This is a genomic window from Trueperella sp. LYQ143 (genome assembly GCF_046599595.1).
Classification (GTDB): Bacteria; Actinomycetota; Actinomycetes; order Actinomycetales; family Actinomycetaceae; genus Trueperella.
The window spans coordinates 15,744-33,262 of record NZ_JBKIWR010000005.1 but is presented as its reverse complement, the minus strand read 5'-3'; the positions used below and the strand labels follow the sequence as shown (position 1 = coordinate 33,262).

Here is a 17,519-nt window from a genome sequence, read left to right as displayed (position 1 = left end):
GATCCTTGACTGATGCATTTTTCTCAGTAAGTGCTGCGAATACGGTCGCGAGTAGCACGGGTCCAGCGTCGCTGGTGTGGCTTGCTGTTGCGATCCCGCTGCTTAGCTGCGCTTTCCTGCTTGTTTCCGGTAAAACGGCTGATAAATGGGGGCACTGGCTGGCAATCCTGGCCTCGGCTGCGTCTTTCGTTATCGGATTATTGGCGACGTTGCAGTTAATTGGGCTTGACGCGGGTCAGCGTGTTGTGGAATCCACCTTATTTACCTGGATTCCCGTCGTTGACGGATTTAGCGTCGACTTTGGAACGCGAGCTGATCCACTATCAATGACCTTCGTTTTGCTGGTGACTTTCGTCGGCACATTAATCCATATCTATTCTGTGTCGTACATGGAGCACGATCCGGCTCGCCGTCGATTCTTTGCGTATCTCAACCTGTTCGTCGCTGCCATGTTGCTCCTTGTTCTTGGCAACTCTTATGCAGTGTTGTTCTTCGGTTGGGAAGGTGTGGGCCTGGCCTCCTACCTGCTGATCTCCTTCTGGAATCACGTTCCCGAATATGCCACTGCCGGTAAGAAAGCCTTTGTGATGAACCGTGTCGGCGATCTAGGAATGTTGATTGCCATGATGGCTATGGTGGCTTCGGTCGGCTCGGTTCGTTTCAGCGATGTCTCTACCGCGGCTGCCACTTTGCCAACTGCTACGGCAACCCTCATCGGGCTATTCCTGCTGGTGGCTGCCTGTGGTAAGTCTGCACAGTTCCCGTTGCAGGCCTGGTTGGGAGACGCAATGGCTGGTCCGACGCCGGTGTCAGCCTTGATCCATGCGGCGACGATGGTTACCGCCGGTGTCTACTTGATGGTTCGTTCCGGCGCGATCTACCTGGCCGCCCCGAATGCGGCGCTCGTGGTTGGGATCGTCGGTCTGATTACTTTGACGTTCGGTGCCATTGTGGGTGCGGCGAAAGACGACATGAAGAAAGTCCTCGCTGCGTCAACGATGTCGCAAATCGGCTACATGATGTTAGCTGCTGGATTAGGGCCGGTCGGGGCTGGATTTGCGATCTTCCATCTGGTCACCCACGGTTTCTTCAAAGCCAATATGTTCTTGGGTGCCGGCGCTGTCATGCACGCGATGGGAGATGAGGTCAATATCCGCGGTTTCGGCGGGCTAGGCAAGCGTATGAAGATCACCTTCTGGACTTTCCTCGCAGGCTATGTGGCTATTATTGGCGTCCCGTTCCTATCCGGTTTCTATTCCAAGGATAAGATCATTGAGGCAGCCTTTACCGGGCAGGGTGCTCGCCCGTGGGTCTTTGGCGTGGTGACGGTATTGGTCGCCGGCTTGACGGCCTTTTACATGTCGCGCCTTGTTTTTGGAATTTTCTTGGGCGCTCCGCGGTGGTCCTCATCCGGCTCGAATGCGAAACATCCGCATGATCCCTCGCCGCTTATGTGGGTGCCGATGGCTATTTTGGCAGTTGGCTCCTTGGCGTTGGGTGCGATCTTGAATTACACCGGATTCTTGACCTGGCTTGAACCGGCAATTGGTCATGCCGAGCACGGTGAGCCGGTATTGCCTGTCATAGCTATCACTGCCATTACCTTGGTCGTAGTTGCCGTTGGGGTCGGCGTGGCGTGGAAGATGTACGTGGCAGATCCGATGCCGAAGGCAGCGCCGATTGGTTCTGGGTTGACGCGTGCAGCACGTAATGATCTGTACCAGGATCTTGTTAATGAGACGATCTTTATGCGTCCAGGAATGACCTTAGCTGCCGGTACGGAGATTGCCGATCGCGCCATGGTTGACGGCGTGGTAGAAGGTTGCGGAAAACTTGGTCCCGCTGTGGGGCGTCTCATCGGAAAGTTGCAAACCGGATATGTGCGCAACTACGCCAGCTATATCACCATCGGTCTGGTTATCGCACTCATCGTCGTCGTTGCGACGGCGCTATAGGACGAGGAGGACACTAGATGCATTTGCAAACTGTTTCTGAGGCTGGCTTCCCGTGGTTGTCAGCGATGATCCTCCTGGCGCTGCTCGGCGCACTGGTGCTATGGCTGGTTAAGCCACTAGCGCGAGTTGCTCGTCCGATTGCATTGGCATGTTCGGGGATTATTCTCGTATTGTTCGTGGTCGCTATGGTCCAGCATTTCTCCATTAAAGATGCGGCGACCATTCAGCTCACAGAGTCCTACACATGGATCCCGCAGATCGGAGTATCACTCACCTGGGGGCTTAACGGCATGGGCGCGGTTATGGTCGCTCTCGCTGTATTCCTTGTGCCGGTGGTTGTGCTGGCCTCCTGGGACGATATGGGTGGGCAGCGTGGCACTGGCTACTTCGCCTGGGTCCTATTCCTTGAAGCCATTATGATCGGGCTCTTCGCCGCACGGGATGTATTCGTTTTCTACATCTTGTTCGAGCTGATGATTCTGCCAATCTTCTTCATGATTGGGCGTTACGGTTCGGGGCAAAATCGTCAGCATGCAGCGATGAAGTTCCTGATTTACTCCCTTTTGGGTGGGCTGGTTATGCTGATCGGCGTCATCGCGGTGTACCGTAGCGGTCCAGGCGGATCGCGCGGTTTCGTGATCGACAATATGGCCAATGGCTTGCAGCTATCCGGTGGGGCACAGTTGGCTGTCTTTGCCACTTTCTTCATTGCCTTTGCGATCAAAGCACCGATGTGGCCGGTCCACACCTGGTTGCCTGACGCGGCACAGGACGCTCCGGCTGGTACCTCGACATTGCTTGTTGGCGTACTCGATAAGCTCGGCACCTACGGCATGATTGCTATTTGTTTGCCGTTATTCCCGCAAGCCTGCAAGGAAGTAGCTCCTATTGTTATTACCTTGGCGATTATCTCGATTCTGTGGGGCGCGCTCGTTGCTATCGCTTCGAAGGACCTCATGCGTTTGATCGCCTATACCTCGGTATCGCATTTCGGTTTTATGATTCTCGGTATTTTCTCGGGATCTAGCCTTGCTATGACGGGCGCCATCGTCTATATGGTGGCTCATGGCGTGGGCACTGCTGCGCTCTTCCTCGTTGTCGGGTTCTTAGGTCGCCGCCAATCTGGCTCACACAAGATCGCTGACTTCGGGGGCTGGCAGCGAGTTACTCCCTGGATTGCTGGCACATTCTTGGTTGCTGGTTTGGCTACGATCGCCCTTCCGGGTTTATCCGGTTTTATTCCGGAATACATGGTTCTGATGGGGACGTATCGGATGTTGCCGGCCGCCGCTATCTGCGCTGTTATTGGCGTCGTTTTAGCTGCCCTATACATCCTGTTGCCATATCAGAGAGTCTTTACTGGGCCGAAGCCGGATGTGCATGTGGCTGATCTCAATGGTCGGGAAAAGACCGTCATGGGATTGTTGATTGCCGCAATGCTTTTCCTTGGTTTCTATCCAGCTCCAGTGATCGATGCAGTTACACCAGTTGCTCACCAGGTCACGAGCGCAACGTTCGTGCCGGTCGCAGATGAAGGGAGCACGAAGTGAACGTCCAAATCTCATGGCTAGCAATTCTGCCGATACTGGTTGTCCTAGGGGCGGCAGTTGCGGGAACGCTCGTTGAGGCGTTTTTGCCCTATCGTGTTCGTCGTGGTGTGCAGGTGACGCTATCCTTGCTGGCTCTTGCCGTCGCGCTAGTGGCGATTGTGTGGCGCTGGACGGAAATGCAGACGGGCAATACGATGACCCCGCTGGCATTCCACGAGTCTCAAACAGGCATGGTCTATCCTTTCGCTGAAGATGCCATCTCCCTTATCTCACAATCAATTATTGTTGGTTGCGCGTTACTGGCATTCCTCGTGATTGCCGATCGGACGCAAACTCGGGAAGGTGCATTTGCCGCCAGCGCGGCAACCCGCCCGGGGTCATCCGCAGAGCGGGAGATGACCCGAGCTGGTCGTCAGCAAACGGAAATTTTCCCCTTAGCGCTATTCGCCACCGGCGGAATGATGGCTTTTGTATCAAGCTTCAATCTGCTCTCGCTATTCATCGCATTAGAAGTGATTTCACTGCCGCTCTATGTTCTGTGCGCGACTGCCCGTCGTAAGCGGTTGCTCTCGCAAGAAGCGGCTCTGAAGTACTTTGTATTGGGAGCGTTCTCGTCGGCGATCTTCTTGATGGGCTCGGCCTTCATCTATGGTTCGACTGGTTCCTTGGATTTCGCCGTCATCTTCACCTATGAATATCGCGCTGGTTTATCAACGGCCTTGTTGACAATGGGCGTCATTATGCTGGTAATTGGCCTGCTCTTCAAGGTTGGTGCAGCGCCATTCCATGCGTGGACGCCGGATGTCTATCAAGGTGCGCCTACTCCGATCACCGGATTCATGGCAGCGGGAACAAAGACGGCGGCTTTCGTGGTTTTGGGTCGGGTATTCCTGCTGTTGGTGGGGCATGCTTATTCCACGATCAGCATTTTCATGTGGATCGTTATCATTGCCACGATTGTCATCGGAACATTTGCCGGTCTGGCGCAAACCGATGTCAAGCGGATGCTGGCCTACTCTTCGATTGCCCATGCGGGATTTATCTTGATCGCTATTAACGCGATTAGCTGGACGGGCTCGGCGCATCCTGGCAAGGCTCTCGCGGCAGTTCTGTTCTATCTATTGGCTTATGGAGTGGCAACTGTCGGGGCGTTCGGGGTAGTGACTCTAGTGAAAGAGCGCGACGCTGCCGGCAATATTCTCGGTGAGGCCACTAAACTCGCTAGCTGGGCAGGCTTAGGCCAGCGCAGCCCGATGTTGGCCGCTGCGATGACGATTTTCTTACTATCCTTTGCCGGAATCCCGTTTACTGGCGGATTCATTGGTAAGTTCCAAGTGTTCGTCACTGGTTTGGACGCGCATATGGTACCGCTAGTGATCGTGGCGGTATTGGCCTCAGTGGTAACGGGCGTGTTCTACTTCCGGTTGATTCAGCTCATGTTCTTCCGTGCTCCGCAAGCCCAATCGGTTGCTGTGGTTGAGTCTGAAGGAATGTCAGTGGTTGCGATTGTGCTTGCCGTTATCGGCACGATTGCCCTCGGCGTATTCCCTGGTCCGGTATTCGACTTTATCCTCGGGTCGTTCGTGTGAGCGTGACCGAGTTCCTCGCCAGCGACGACGCCTTTGCTCAACGCATTGCGCGTCGTCTTGGCGATGTCGAAGATCTCCTGCACGCACAGGTGAGAGTCGATGACGTTGTTGTCGATAGCACCACCGCGCATCTAGCCGATGCGGGCGGGAAGCGATTGCGTCCCCTACTCACCTTGCTTACCTCGGAGCTGGGCCCCAACCCCGACGCTCCGGCCGTCCTAGACGCCGCCGTTGTTATTGAGCTGACTCATCTGGCCTCGCTGTACCACGATGATGTCATGGATCAGGCTCCGCGCCGGCGGGGTGTGCCGTCGGCCCAATATATCTTCGGTAATTCGTCGGCGATTATGGCTGGTGATGTGCTGTTCTCTCGCGCGTCAAAGATCGTAGCGGGATTAGGGGAAAAAGCGATCTATATGCACGCTGCCTCCTTTGAACGCCTGTGCATGGGGCAGTTGCATGAAACGGTTGGCCCCTTAGAAAATGAGGACCACATCGCGCATCATCTGCAAGTTTTAGCCGATAAAACGGGATCGTTGATTGCTGCGGCAGCGCATCATGGCGTCTTGGCCTCTGGAGGAAGTGATGAGGTCGGTGAGGCTCTTGCACGTTTCGGTGAACGGATCGGGGTTGCCTTCCAAGTTGCTGATGACGTCATTGATTTATCGGCTGATCCGGCGCTGACGGGTAAGACTCCCGGAACGGATCTCTTAGAGGGCGTACCGACGATGCCGACGCTTCTGTTGGAGAAATACCGGCAGGAGGGCAAACTTGACGCCGCTGGCGCACAGATCCTCGCTATGCTCAACGAAGGGCACCTGGAGGAAGACGGCCGCTTGGAGCGGGTTGTCCAGATGTTGCGCGAGCATCCGGTTCTTGCCCAGACGCAAGAGATCGCACAGTCCTGGGTTGATGAGGCACTGGAGTTTTTAGCGCCAATTCACGGGCATCATGTCTATGACTATTTGGTGATGTTTGCTCATGCAATGGTTGATCGAATGGCATAGCGCGGTGTGAATAGCAGATACGCCTTCGTCGGTGCTGGCAGTAAGCTAACCGATGGAGGCGTTTCTTGTGCTCTGGGAGAGAAGTGGCGCGAGAATTCTTCGTTAGGTATCTGACGCGGTAGAATAGCGGCAGCCGTGAACAGGAGTAATTGTGCGTAAAATACTCAACAAGATCCTTCGTGCTGGCGAAGGTCGTACTTTGAAGAAGCTCAAGGGTATTACCGAGCAGGTAAACGAGTTCGAGAGCGTCGTGCAGGCCATGACGGACGAGGAGCTCAAAGCTCAGACTCAGGAGTTCCGTGAGCGGTATGCTGCGGGCGAGTCTTTGGATGATTTATTGCCGGAAGCCTTCGCGACGGTGCGAGAGGCCTCAGTGCGCACCCTCGGGCAACGCCACTTCGACGTCCAGATTATGGGTGGCGCTGCGCTGCACCTGGGCAATATTGCGGAAATGAAGACGGGTGAAGGAAAGACCTTAGTAGCCACCTTAGCTTCCTATCTCAATGCAATTCCAGGCAAAGGCGTCCACGTTGTAACGGTTAACGACTATCTCGCCTCATATCAATCAGAACTGATGGGGCGCGTGTATCGTTTCTTGGGGATGACGACGGGCTGTGTAACCACCGAGTTGAGTGCGGAGCAGCGTCGGCGTGCCTATGCCTGCGATATTACTTACGGGACGGCCAACCAGTTTGGTTTTGATTATTTGCGTGACAATATGGCGATGTCCCCAGAGGGGCTAGTACAGCGCGATCACTATTACGCTATCGTCGATGAGGTTGATTCGATCTTGATTGACGAGGCGCGTACTCCGTTGATTATTTCTGGTCCGGCTGAGGGCGACGCAAATAAGTGGTACGCCATGTTCTCTCAGGCAGTCAATGATCTTAAGCGGGATATTGACTATGAGGTTGATGAGAAGAAGCGCAATGTAGGTATCTTAGAGCCGGGTATTGATAAGATCGAGGATCTTATTGGAATAGATAATCTGTACGAGTCAGTAAATACTCCGCTTATCGGCTACTTGAATAATGCGATCAAAGCCAAGGAATTATTCCATCGCGATAAGGATTATATTGTCGCTGAGGGAGAAGTGCTGATCGTTGATGAGCACACCGGGCGTGTTTTGCCGGGGCGTCGGTACAACGAGGGTATGCACCAGGCGATTGAAGCCAAAGAGGGTGTGGAAATTAAGGCCGAGAATCAGACCTTAGCTTCAGTTACTTTGCAAAACTATTTCCGCTTGTACGACAAGCTCTCCGGTATGACGGGTACTGCAGAAACAGAAGCTGAAGAGTTTGCCTCGACGTACAACATCGGTGTTGTTCCGATTCCGACGAATTTGCCGATGATCCGCGAAGATCATGTGGATATTGTTTACCCCACCGAGCGGGGAAAGCTGAACGCTATTGTGGCTGATATTCAGGAGCGTTTCCGCGTCGGTCAGCCGGTTCTGGTAGGTACTGCGTCGGTGGAAAACTCTGAGAAGCTATCGGCGTTGTTGAAGAAAGCTCATGTTCCGCATGCTGTGCTCAATGCGAAGCAGCATCAGCGCGAAGCAGCCGTGGTGGCAATGGCAGGGCGGAAACATGCCGTGACGGTGGCGACCAATATGGCTGGTCGTGGTACCGATATTATGCTCGGCGGCAATGCGGAATACATCGCTGTGGAGATGATGGAAAAGCGGGGGCTTGATCCGCAAGAGAATCCGGAAGAGTATGAGGCAGCCTGGCCTGAGGTTTTAGCGGAAGCAAAGGCAGCGGTGCAGGCAGAACATGACGAAGTAGTTGAGCTCGGTGGTCTGTACGTATTAGGTTCGGAACGCCACGAGTCACGCCGAATTGATAATCAGCTACGCGGTCGTTCTGGGCGTCAAGGTGATCCGGGCGAATCGCGGTTCTACTTGTCCTTAGATGATGAGCTGTTGGTTCATTTTGGTAATTTCCGGATGCTTGCTCCGTTCAAGAATGGTCCGGAAGATGAAGCCTTGGATCTGAAGGTATTGGCGAACTACATCGAACGTTCGCAAGGGGCAAAGGAATCCCGCAATGCGCAGATCCGTAAGGACGTGCTGAAGTACGACGATGTTATGAACGAGCAGCGCACTGTGGTTTACGGTGAACGTCGTCGTATTTTGGATGGTGAGGACGTCGCTGAGCAGATCGAATCCTTCATGGATTTCGTCATTGAAGATGTTGTTGCTGGCCACACGGAAGGCGATTCGCGGGATTGGGATTTGGACGCCATGTGGACGGACGCCCGCAATATCTATAAGCCGTCTTTTTCGCCTGAGGAACTAGCCGATGAGCATGGTGGGCAGCGGGCACTGACGGCTGATGTTATCCAACGCGAACTGCGCGAGGACGTTCAAGCGCTTTACGAGGAGCGGGAAGAAGAGCTTGGTGCGGAACAGATGCGTGCCGTTGAGCGGCAGATCCTCCTAAACGTTTTGGATCGTAAGTGGCGGGAACATCTGTATGAGATGGACTACCTGAAAGAAGGCATTGGTCTGCGTGCGATGGCGCAGCGCAATCCGCTAGTGGAGTACAAGCAGGAAGGTTTCCAGCTCTTCCAGCAGATGAATGACGCGATCCGAGAAGAAACGGTGCGGCATTTGATGAATTTCGAGCTGCCCTCTGAGCGGGCTGCTCGGGAGGCGATGGAGCAGGCGCAGAACGATCAAGCTGCGATGATGGCCAATAATGTGGCGGCTGCACGCAAGATGAGCACAGAACAATTGCTGGGCATTAAGCGTCCAGAGCCGCAAGCCCAGCGCAAATTAGCCTACTCTTCGGCAGAAACTCAGCAGGATCAACGCCCTGTTAGCTCAAGCCGCGGTGGTGGTGCTGCCTTTGGCGTGAGCGCAGCGAGAAGCGAATCTGGTGATGAGGCAAGCGATACCGCGGTGGCGAATCCGGCGCAGGGGATGAATCGTGCGCAGCGTCGTGCCGCTCAGAAGCGTAATAAGAAGCGCTGATTGAGTATCAAGCCAATGTAGTGGGCGATAGGTGGGCGGGCTTGCCATAGCTCGGTTACCGCCCACTATCAATAACGCATAGCGGTGGGGAGCACCGGGTATTATGCCTGGCGCTCCCCACCGATACATATCGGCAGATTATTAAATAATCTCCAACGCGGTGACGTGCCAGCGTTCACGTCGGATTTCTAGCCGGACGGCGGCAGCACGTATGCGCAGGCCGTCAAAGACGACAAGTGATACTTCTGCTACTCGTGGGCGCGGCTCACATACGACGATGCGCCGGATACGCGGTGATTGCCGTGGGGCAGCTCGACCAGCAATGCGTAATGCGAGGCCAGCGCGTCGCACGAGTGCGTCATAGACCTCTGGATGAAGCCAGGATTGCAGGTGACGTGGTGGCCGATGCCCAAGAAGTACTTCGATCGCCTGAGTGACGAGAGCCGCGGCGAAATGAGCTGGCGAGGTGAGCTTAGTGCCCGCATAACGGGCGGAGCGGGTTCGCAAGTGGATTCCGTCAGCGTCATCTGGTGCGTATATCGGGCTGTTTAGTGGTGGAGAATGGAAAGACGTTCGATCGAAGCTGTGCTGGTTTTGCGCGGAGCTCTGGTTAGCTGCTGAGTTCTCACTCGTGAGTGATTGTTGCTTAGCGATTAATCTTTGGCTGGCTAGCGATCTCTGGTCTGCTGCTACCTGGCTGGCTACTAATTCCTGCCTGGGTGTCGATCCCCGCTCGGCTGTTAATCTCCGGTTAGGTAGGGATCTCCGGTTAGGTAGGGATTTTGTGGCGACCAGCGAATCGTTACTGCCCGTTGATTTCTGGGGATCCGTTGATTTTTGGGGAGCCGATGAATCACGAGTAACCGGAGAATCGCGAATAGCTAGTGAATCGTGGGCAGCCAAGGTGTAGGCAGCCAGCGATTTCTGAGTTGGTATCGCGCCTCGCCCCGATGGCACATCGTGGGATACGGAGGGTGCTTGATCCGTCACTAGGCTATGGGATGGTGGCAGGGTTGGTTTTCGCAGTGTGCCAGAATCGGGCGGATACCGTCGGGCCACAAGCTGAGTCGGTGGTATCCGTGGGGTATAGGGGAGCGACTCCAATGGCGGCATAATTCTGCGTTTGGGCAGGATACGCGGCGCGCTGGAACTGGCAGGAGATGGCGGAGGGGATTGCGTGCTTTGCGACGGATCGTTTGCGGTGTAACGCGGCGCCTGGTACGAGGTATCGCCTGAGAGTTCATCAGTTGATCCAGCTTCGAGTGATTCTAGAGCTGGGTTGGGCTCAACGGCTGTGGATTGTTTCGGCGCGAGAGACGGAGGAACAATCATGATATTTCCTTGAATAGATTAATAAGAATGAACGTGCGTTGCGGCACCTGAAACACAGCGGTGAGGCATCTGTGGATGGCCATATATGCCGAGAAAGCTGGCAGTCACGGCGGGAACGGTGTTGCCAACAGATACCTAAGGCAGGTATGCCTGTTGGCGGCGAAGCGTGGTGGCTGACGAGGAGTGGTTGCACGCCATGGCAACCAGGATTCTCAGCGAAGAAACATGCGCATCTAATATAGATATTTAAGCTAAAAGCTATGAACTCTGAATATCAGATGTAAGAGTATTATGCGGCATGAGATAAAGTGGCGCGAGGGGGAATACCCCGCATTATTCGTGTGATGTCATTCAGGCAGTAAACTACAAATATGCGTTTATATATCCCGCTTATTGCCAGTGAATTAGCTGCCCCCGTGAGTGCTCGTATCGCTCATGGAGTGACTGCGAGGCTGCGTCAGGCGATCCCGAATGAAGATGACGAGGGCTGGGAAATGATTGCGACGTTGGCGGCTGCCGACGATTCACTTCGGCTCATGAGCAATGCCCCGCACGAGCAGTGCCGACGTCGGCTGGTAGCTATCGCAGAAACGGATGTGCCCTGTAGTGATGATCCCCAATTGCCGACGGCGCTTCAAATGTCAGCCTCGGTGAGCTGGGATCAGGTCGTGTCAATTTTGGTAGATGAGCCAGGGCAACACGCGCTGATTTCTCAGGCAATTGCCGGCGATGAAGCGGCATTCCTTGCCTGTGGAGATATTGAATTACTGTGGTATGACGTATGCGAACGTGCGGACCTGATGCGCGAACTCGGAGTATCTGGAGAATTGGAGAACTGAGTAACGCGAGTAAACCAGGTAGTAGCGTGAGTAGTGCGCGGTTAGCTGCTCGGTATATGGGGGACGCGCAGGGTAGAGCCGCCGCTTGCCAAGGGCTCGACGCTCACTCGATCCATAATTGCCTGTTTTAACTCGTCAACGTGTGAGATGATCCCGACGGTGCGCCCATGCGCGCGCAGGGTGCTTAAGGTATCCATAACAGCCGAGAGGTATGCGTCGGACAACGTGCCAAATCCCTCGTCGATGAGTAAAGTTTCAATGCGGATCCCGCCGTTTTCCGCCTGGACAACCTCTGAAAGTGCCAGCGCTAATGCGAGTGAGGTGTAGAACGTCTCGCCACCCGACAGTGAGCGGGCCGGACGTTCGTAGCTCTCTTCACCGTTGTTGTTATGTTGGATAATCGTCAGCCCTAAACCGCTCTTGCGTTCCCCACTGACCTCATCGCTGCGGCGCAGTTCGTATTTTCCGTAGGAGAAAGCCAAAAGGTGCTCATTGGCTCGTTCGACGATTTGCTCGAAGCGGCGCAGTAGTACCCATACGTTGAGTCGTACTCGATTACCTGTTTGCAATTCGGCGGCGGCTAAGGAGGCAAGCCGGACGATTGGGCCGGCATCGCGTTCTGCCTGCTGCCAGTGAGCTATTGCGTTGGTGACGTCTTGGGCGAGTCGTTGGGAATCCGCGGCGCGTTGCTCGTAACGCACGGCGTTACGCTGGGCAGATTCATCATGCTGTTGAGCGGTATCGCGCTCTTTGGTGCACTGTTCCAGATCGAGATCTTCGCCGTCATCAAGGTTGCGCAATCTTTCGCTAGTGAGTTGTGCGGTGACGGCGGCAAGTTCTTCATAATGGCGACGGATGGCATTTTGGTACTCGCGGGCGGTTTCTGGAGCGAGCCGTGCGCGCCGCACCTGCTCAGCAGTGAGCTCTGCGTCAGCGAGGGCTATTTGAGCGTCGGCTTGAGCTGGTATGAGCTGCTTGCAGCCAGTGTTGAGCGCGGAAACACAGCGCAGTAACTCGCGGGTGTCGTGGGTTAGCGCCTGGAGGTGATTGGCATATTCTTCCAGGGATTGAGCGGCGCCGAGAGCTGCGTCAATCTGTTGTTGGCCAGAAGCGATGGCTTCTTGTAAGGAGGCAATGCGGGCTTCCCACGTGGATCGTTCTTCGCGGGCCGCGTGTGCCTGTTCGCGAGCCTTATCCAGCGCTTCGGTATATTCGGTGAGCTGGGTATTCAGCTCGGTTATTTCTGATTTAGCCTGTTGGGCACTGGTAATTTGTTCGGCAATCGCTTGTTGCTGGGAGCGAAGTTCATCTTGATTGACCTCTCCCAGCTGTTCTTTTAGGCTTTCCCAGCGGGTGTGAGCGTTTTGATGTTGTAGCTGCGCTGTCGTCACTGCCTGCTGATAGTTTTCGAGACGTTCTTGGGCCTGACGTACTTCCTCGCGTGTGACGCTCTGATCAGTCGGTGTGGCTGGCTGAGGGTGGTCAGTTGAACCGCAAACCGGGCAGGGCGATCCCTCATGTAACTCAAGTGCCAATTCGCAGGCAATGCTGCGAGTCCAGTTACGGGTTAGTTCTGTGACCTGCTCGTGATACTCATTGTGTTGTTCCAAGGCTGCGGCGAGAGCGTCGCGCATTTCAGCGGTAGTTTGTTGCGCATTCTCGCATTGGGTAAAAAGTTCTAGCCGCTCCTTTCCGGCTTTCTCCTGTAAGAGGAGCTGGTCGAGCTGCGCGGCAGTTGCTCGGGCGTGGTCGAGCCGGTTCTGTACATCTGCTATTTTCGTTGGCAGTTGGGAGAGGCGTTCTTCTTCGTACTCAATCTGTTTTTGGCACTCGGATAATTTCTCGTTTAGTTGTGCAACATCTGTGTGCAGTTTGGCGATTTCTGATTCGCGATGGCATAGTTCCTGCACCTGTGCCAGGCGGGCATTAACCGTCTGGGAATATTCCTCGGTTAAGTCGTGTAGCTCTTTGGTTTGCGTTCTAAGGGGCTTTGGTGGGGCGGAAGTAACGGTAATATCCGCCATATCTTGCCCAGCTATCTCACTTGCCAGCTGTGTTAGTGCTGAGGGCAGGGGCAGATCTGCGAGAACTGTGGCGCTATGGCGCAGATCGTCGTAGGCACTATGAAATTGATCGAATGTTGCGGTGAGGTTGCTATGGGCGCTATTAAAGACGCGCAACCGTTCATCAGCGAGGGCGGCGTGCTCGTGGCGTGACAGCGCAGTTTCATATTCTGCAATCTGATCCTTGTGAGCGGTTAAGTTAGCGTGGGATGCCTGCAACTGTTCTCGCTCGCGTAGTGCGGCATCGCGTTCAACTGCGGATTGGTAGCGGGTAGTTGCGGCAGTTAACAGTGCACGCTGCCGGTTTGCTTCCTGGCGAGCAGTGCTCGCGCGTTCTTGGATGTGACGATGAGCCTCCTCGATAGCCTCGCTCGCTCGGTGGTCCTGGGAATCAATGAGCTCGATGCTGGCGATCTCAGGAAAATCCTCGCTCATTCCGTCAATTCCACACCAGGCATGGATAGCGCTATGCACTGCGTGAGCGGCGCGCTCAATCTCGCCTCGGGCGTGTTTTGACTGTTCTTCGAGACGTTTAGTGAAAGCAGAATATGCCGAGGTGTCGAAGAGGGTTTCCAAGAGTTTGGAGCGGTCCGTTGATGATAGCCGTAAAAATTCGGCGAATTGCCCTTGCGGGAGAATGACGGTTTGAACGAACTGATGGCGATTTAATCCGATTTCCTCGCTGATTGCGATATTGACGCTCTTGACGCTGGTGGCAATGGGATTATCGGCGTCCCATTTTTCTGCAGGGGTATTGGCATTGCCAAGACGCCATAGGGTAGCTTTCTCATTGCGTTGGATTGTGCCTTCGCCGCGTTTCTTTTGTGCGATCCATTTGGGGCTGCGACGCACTCGATAGGTTCCAGAAGCGATGGTGAAGATGAGATCGACATACGATTCGGTTCCTAGATCGGCGTAGATTGATCGGATGCGTGAGGGATCTGATTCATTGCCAGCTACTGTGCCGTATAGGGCAAAGACTAGCGCGTCAATAATTGAGGATTTGCCTGATCCGGTAGGTCCGTCGAAGAGGAAAATTCGCGAGGCGGTTAGGACGTCGAAGTCAATCGTATGAGTGCCAGGGAATGGCCCGATGGCACTGAGCGTCAGCGAACGAAATCGCATTGTTCCTCCTTGATGACTTCGCGCCAGGTGCGATCAATGATTTCCTGTTCTGCCGTATCTAGTTCTCGCCCGCCAGTTGACGTAAAGAATTGGGTGAGGACGGTCAACGGATCACTACGAATTTGTGTCATTTCGGCGACCGCTAATTCGCTGCGCTCGCATAAGTGCTGATAGGTGAGCAGCTGTGGAAAACGTGCAAGGAGTTTTTCGTGTAGATGTTGTGGGCGTTCTGGATCGGTGATGTAGATTCGGAGAAAATGATCCTGGTAATCGCAGTAACGTGGCGATAATAGTTCGTCGAGGGTGCCGGTTAAGGTCGCTAAGGGGCGGTAGACCGGAGCCGGGATATATTCAATCGGATCGACCGCAGTAGTGTCATAAATAATGGACGTCTTTTGCTGCTGTTCCTCTGAGAAAGAGAAGGCGATGGGCGATCCGCTATAGCGCATGAGCGGCCCATGTTGTGGATCGCCGACGCGTTGGGGGCGGTGTAGATGCCCTAATGCAACGTAGTCGATAAGCCCCTCACAGTGAAAGACGGATGCGGCCACTGCTTCTGCGCCGCCGATACTGATGGATCGCTCTGATTCGCTGGGCTCTGCGCCAGAGATAAAAGCATGAGCGAGAATGATACGGGCTTCGGCGTCGGCGGCGCGGCGATGGTGCAGGTCTGCGGTGATACGGTGTGATACCTCAGTGAGGACGGCAGTGTGGCTGCGTTCCAGGGGTGGGCGATCTTCGTCGGTACTGACGAGTTTGACGTTTTCTATATCTGGATTGAGATACGGGATGGGGTAGATCAGGGCGTATTCGTCGTGCCGTCCAGGTATCACGATGGGGATGTGCGCGTTGCGCGAATCAGTACGGATATAGATCCCTTCGCGCATGAGCCCGGCCCCGAATCCGAGGCGTTTGGCGGAATCGTGGTTGCCGGAGGTGATGATGACCCGCGTATGTTCGGCAATTTGCTCAAGCGTCTCGGCAAGCAGATCGACCATGACGACGGGAGGGACGCCTTGGTCAAAGACGTCACCACTGATGAAGAGCGCATCGATATCTTCACTTGCCGATACGTCAATGACGTGTTGACACCACTGTTCGAAAGCAGGTGTGAGGCTGGCGCCATGGAGGCAGCGGCCTAAATGCCAATCGGCCGTATGAAGAAAACGCATATCTCTAGTGTAATGATCTCTGGGCGGGGAACGCGGTGGAATTCTATGGGATAAGTGTGGGTAACTCTATTGGCTAGGTGTGTGGAATACGGAAGATCAAGAAACAGGGAAGGGATATTAGGTGGATGCGGGTGCCTGAGGAAGGCAATCGAGGACAGTCGGTGGGGGGGGAGGGAAGAGGAGAAGCGAGCGGAAAACTGGGAGCGGCAGAAACTAGGCAGAAAGTAGGCGGAAATGGGTGGACGGGAGTGGTGGAAGCGGAACGGAAAACGGAACGGAACGGGGTGAAGGAAACGGGGCGAAGGAAACGGGGGAGGCTAGTGAAACCGGCAGAAAAAGAGGGAGTACACGCGGGTATAGCGTGCAACGAGCCAGAGCTTAACTGGCAAAGGATATAACTGTACCTGTGGCAGTATTGGGCTGATTGCCTTTCACTCGGGGGACTGCGTGGGCGTATTGAGGATGGCGCGCGCAGCTTCATGGAGTATCCCGTTGGTAGCAAGCGCTCCTGGTCCACCGGCCCCGTCAATACCGGATAATGAGGTGAAACGCCCGCCCGCTTCTGTGACGATGGGAACGAGGGCAGCCATGTCGTGGAGTTCGAGCTTTGGCTCTGTAGCAATATCGCATACCCCTTCGGCCACGAGCATATATGACCAAAAATCGCCAAATCCGCGAGTTCGCCAGCACTGACGGCACAACTCGATAAAAGCTGGTAGCTGGTTGCGAGGTTCCCAGCCATCCAAAGATGAATATGACAGGGAGGCGTCAGCGATGTGTTGCACGCCAGAAACAGATATTGCACGGGCTTGCCCGATACGTTCCCCGCAGTAGGCGCCCATATTTTCCGCGGCAAACCAGCGGCGTGATAAGGCAGGTGCGGAAACAACTCCGAGCACGATTCGCTCATTTTCCGATAGTGCAATGAGGGTCGCCCACACGGGCACGCCGCGAACGAAGTTCTTCGTCCCGTCAATGGGATCAATAATCCAGGTACGTGCGCTGTGCCCAGTATGCCCGTGCTCTTCGCCCACAATGGCGTCGTATGGGCGCTCTTGATGTAGTATGCGGCGGGCGATGTTCTCTGCCTCTCGGTCAGCGTCGGTCACTGGGCTGAGATCCGGTTTTGTTTCGACGTGAAGATCACTTGCCATAAAGCGGCGCATGGTAAAAGCGTCTACCTCGTCGGCAATCTGTAAAGCCAAAACAAGGTCGTCATAGTATGCGCTGTGTGCAGTGATAGTTTCCATGAATCCACCATACGCTACCGGCTAGTACGTGGGGTACTTAAGTCGCAGAGGGAAGCTGAAGAAGCGCACGAATAGACGTGTGGATAAAGATATGCCAGTTCTATACAGAACGGATACGCATGATGATTGGGGATATAGGGGCAGAATGTGTTGCTCTGGCCACGGTTTTTCCTTGTATCGGTGCGGGAAAGCCGTGGGGGGGAGAGAGAAAAAAGAAAGAGAAAAGAGAGGGAGAGATAAAGAAAGAGAGATAAAGAAAGAGAGATAAAGAAAGAGAGATAAAGAAAGAGAGATAAAGAAAGAGAGATAAAGAAAGAGAGATAAAGAAAGAGAGATAAAGAAAGAGAGATAAAGAAAGAGAGATAAAGAAGAGGAAAGGAGCGCGTGGAGTAGCTTTGAGGGCAGGCGGAATATGCCGTTCTGAGTCCGTATTTTCGTTGTGCGGGTAGGGAAACACGGCGTGAAACGTAGTTTGGCAGTCTATGTTAGGTGAGAACCATGAAATGCCGGTACTCCGGCGCATGTGCGGATATATGAAGAAAAACGAAAATACGCAAAGACGAGGGCGGCGAGCTGGTGACGGTCTGCTCGGTATCCACTAACCTACCGCCGTACATATATCTGCCGAAAACCGTATTCAACAGCGCCTATCCTATAGCG

The 17,519-nt window shown here is 54.4% G+C and carries 11 protein-coding genes; 6 read left to right on the top strand and 5 right to left on the bottom strand.

Annotated features, from left to right (window positions below; translation table 11 throughout):
• Positions 1-5: 5 nt before the first annotated feature.
• The 5 genes from nuoL to secA all read left to right on the top strand — a co-directional run bounded on the left by nuoL (position 6) and on the right by secA (position 9,078).
• Complete coding sequence (nuoL, locus tag ACLHIL_RS02955) at positions 6-1,955, top strand: NADH-quinone oxidoreductase subunit L (protein WP_411296458.1); 1,950 nt, start codon at positions 6-8, stop codon at positions 1,953-1,955.
• A 17-nt stretch (positions 1,956-1,972) separates the two neighbouring features.
• The gene (locus ACLHIL_RS02950) at positions 1,973-3,505 is read left to right on the top strand and encodes an NADH-quinone oxidoreductase subunit M (RefSeq protein WP_411296457.1); all 1,533 of its coding nucleotides are present in this window, start codon (positions 1,973-1,975) and stop codon (positions 3,503-3,505) included.
• Complete coding sequence (gene nuoN / locus ACLHIL_RS02945) at positions 3,502-5,094, top strand: NADH-quinone oxidoreductase subunit NuoN (protein ID WP_411296456.1); 1,593 nt, start codon at positions 3,502-3,504, stop codon at positions 5,092-5,094. Before ACLHIL_RS02950 ends, nuoN begins: the two co-directional genes overlap by 4 nt.
• Positions 5,091-6,101 carry a polyprenyl synthetase family protein gene (locus ACLHIL_RS02940; protein ID WP_411296455.1) on the top strand — a complete coding sequence of 337 codons (1,011 nt, stop codon included), beginning with the start codon at positions 5,091-5,093 and terminating at the stop codon, positions 6,099-6,101. Before nuoN ends, ACLHIL_RS02940 begins: the two co-directional genes overlap by 4 nt.
• A gap of 151 nt (positions 6,102-6,252) precedes the next feature.
• Positions 6,253-9,078 (top strand): preprotein translocase subunit SecA, encoded by a 2,826-nt coding sequence (secA, locus tag ACLHIL_RS02935; protein WP_411296454.1) that lies wholly within the window; start codon positions 6,253-6,255, stop codon positions 9,076-9,078.
• Positions 9,079-9,219: 141 nt separating this feature from the next.
• Here the strand turns inward: secA and ACLHIL_RS02930 are convergent, their stop codons facing one another.
• On the bottom strand, positions 9,220-10,410 hold the full coding sequence (locus ACLHIL_RS02930; RefSeq protein WP_411296453.1) for an Rv3235 family protein: 1,191 nt from the start codon (positions 10,408-10,410) through the stop codon (positions 9,220-9,222).
• A gap of 371 nt (positions 10,411-10,781) precedes the next feature.
• On the opposite strand from ACLHIL_RS02930, the gene ACLHIL_RS02925 reads away from it, so the two are divergent.
• Positions 10,782-11,249 (top strand): DUF6912 family protein, encoded by a 468-nt coding sequence (locus ACLHIL_RS02925; protein WP_411296452.1) that lies wholly within the window; start codon positions 10,782-10,784, stop codon positions 11,247-11,249.
• A 41-nt stretch (positions 11,250-11,290) separates the two neighbouring features.
• Here the strand turns inward: ACLHIL_RS02925 and ACLHIL_RS02920 are convergent, their stop codons facing one another.
• The 4 genes from ACLHIL_RS02920 to ACLHIL_RS02905 all read right to left on the bottom strand — a co-directional run bounded on the left by ACLHIL_RS02920 (position 11,291) and on the right by ACLHIL_RS02905 (position 17,500).
• A complete protein-coding gene (locus ACLHIL_RS02920) occupies positions 11,291-14,437 on the bottom strand; it encodes an AAA family ATPase (protein WP_411296451.1) in 3,147 nt (1,048 codons plus the stop codon).
• Positions 14,419-15,609 carry an exonuclease SbcCD subunit D gene (locus ACLHIL_RS02915; RefSeq protein ID WP_411296450.1) on the bottom strand — a complete coding sequence of 397 codons (1,191 nt, stop codon included), beginning with the start codon at positions 15,607-15,609 and terminating at the stop codon, positions 14,419-14,421. The genes ACLHIL_RS02920 and ACLHIL_RS02915 overlap by 19 nt, the downstream gene beginning before the upstream one ends.
• A 431-nt stretch (positions 15,610-16,040) precedes the next feature.
• Complete coding sequence (locus ACLHIL_RS02910; protein WP_411296449.1) at positions 16,041-16,859, bottom strand: inositol monophosphatase family protein; 819 nt, start codon at positions 16,857-16,859, stop codon at positions 16,041-16,043.
• A 485-nt stretch (positions 16,860-17,344) separates the two neighbouring features.
• Positions 17,345-17,500, bottom strand: coding sequence for a hypothetical protein (locus tag ACLHIL_RS02905; RefSeq protein ID WP_411296448.1), 156 nt, complete (start codon positions 17,498-17,500; stop codon positions 17,345-17,347).
• Positions 17,501-17,519 lie beyond the last annotated feature (19 nt).

Excerpts from the sequence above, each read along its gene's own strand:
- ACLHIL_RS02925 (WP_411296452.1), top strand. The coding sequence starts at position 10,782 with ATGCGTTTATATATCCCGCTTATTGCCAGTGAATTAGCTGCCCCCGTG.
- ACLHIL_RS02930 (WP_411296453.1), bottom strand. The coding sequence starts at position 10,410 with ATGATTGTTCCTCCGTCTCTCGCGCCGAAACAATCCACAGCCGTTGAG.
- ACLHIL_RS02950 (WP_411296457.1), top strand. The coding sequence starts at position 1,973 with ATGCATTTGCAAACTGTTTCTGAGGCTGGCTTCCCGTGGTTGTCAGCG.
- ACLHIL_RS02920 (WP_411296451.1), bottom strand. The coding sequence starts at position 14,437 with ATGCGATTTCGTTCGCTGACGCTCAGTGCCATCGGGCCATTCCCTGGC.
- ACLHIL_RS02915 (WP_411296450.1), bottom strand. The coding sequence starts at position 15,609 with ATGCGTTTTCTTCATACGGCCGATTGGCATTTAGGCCGCTGCCTCCAT.
- ACLHIL_RS02910 (WP_411296449.1), bottom strand. The coding sequence starts at position 16,859 with ATGGAAACTATCACTGCACACAGCGCATACTATGACGACCTTGTTTTG.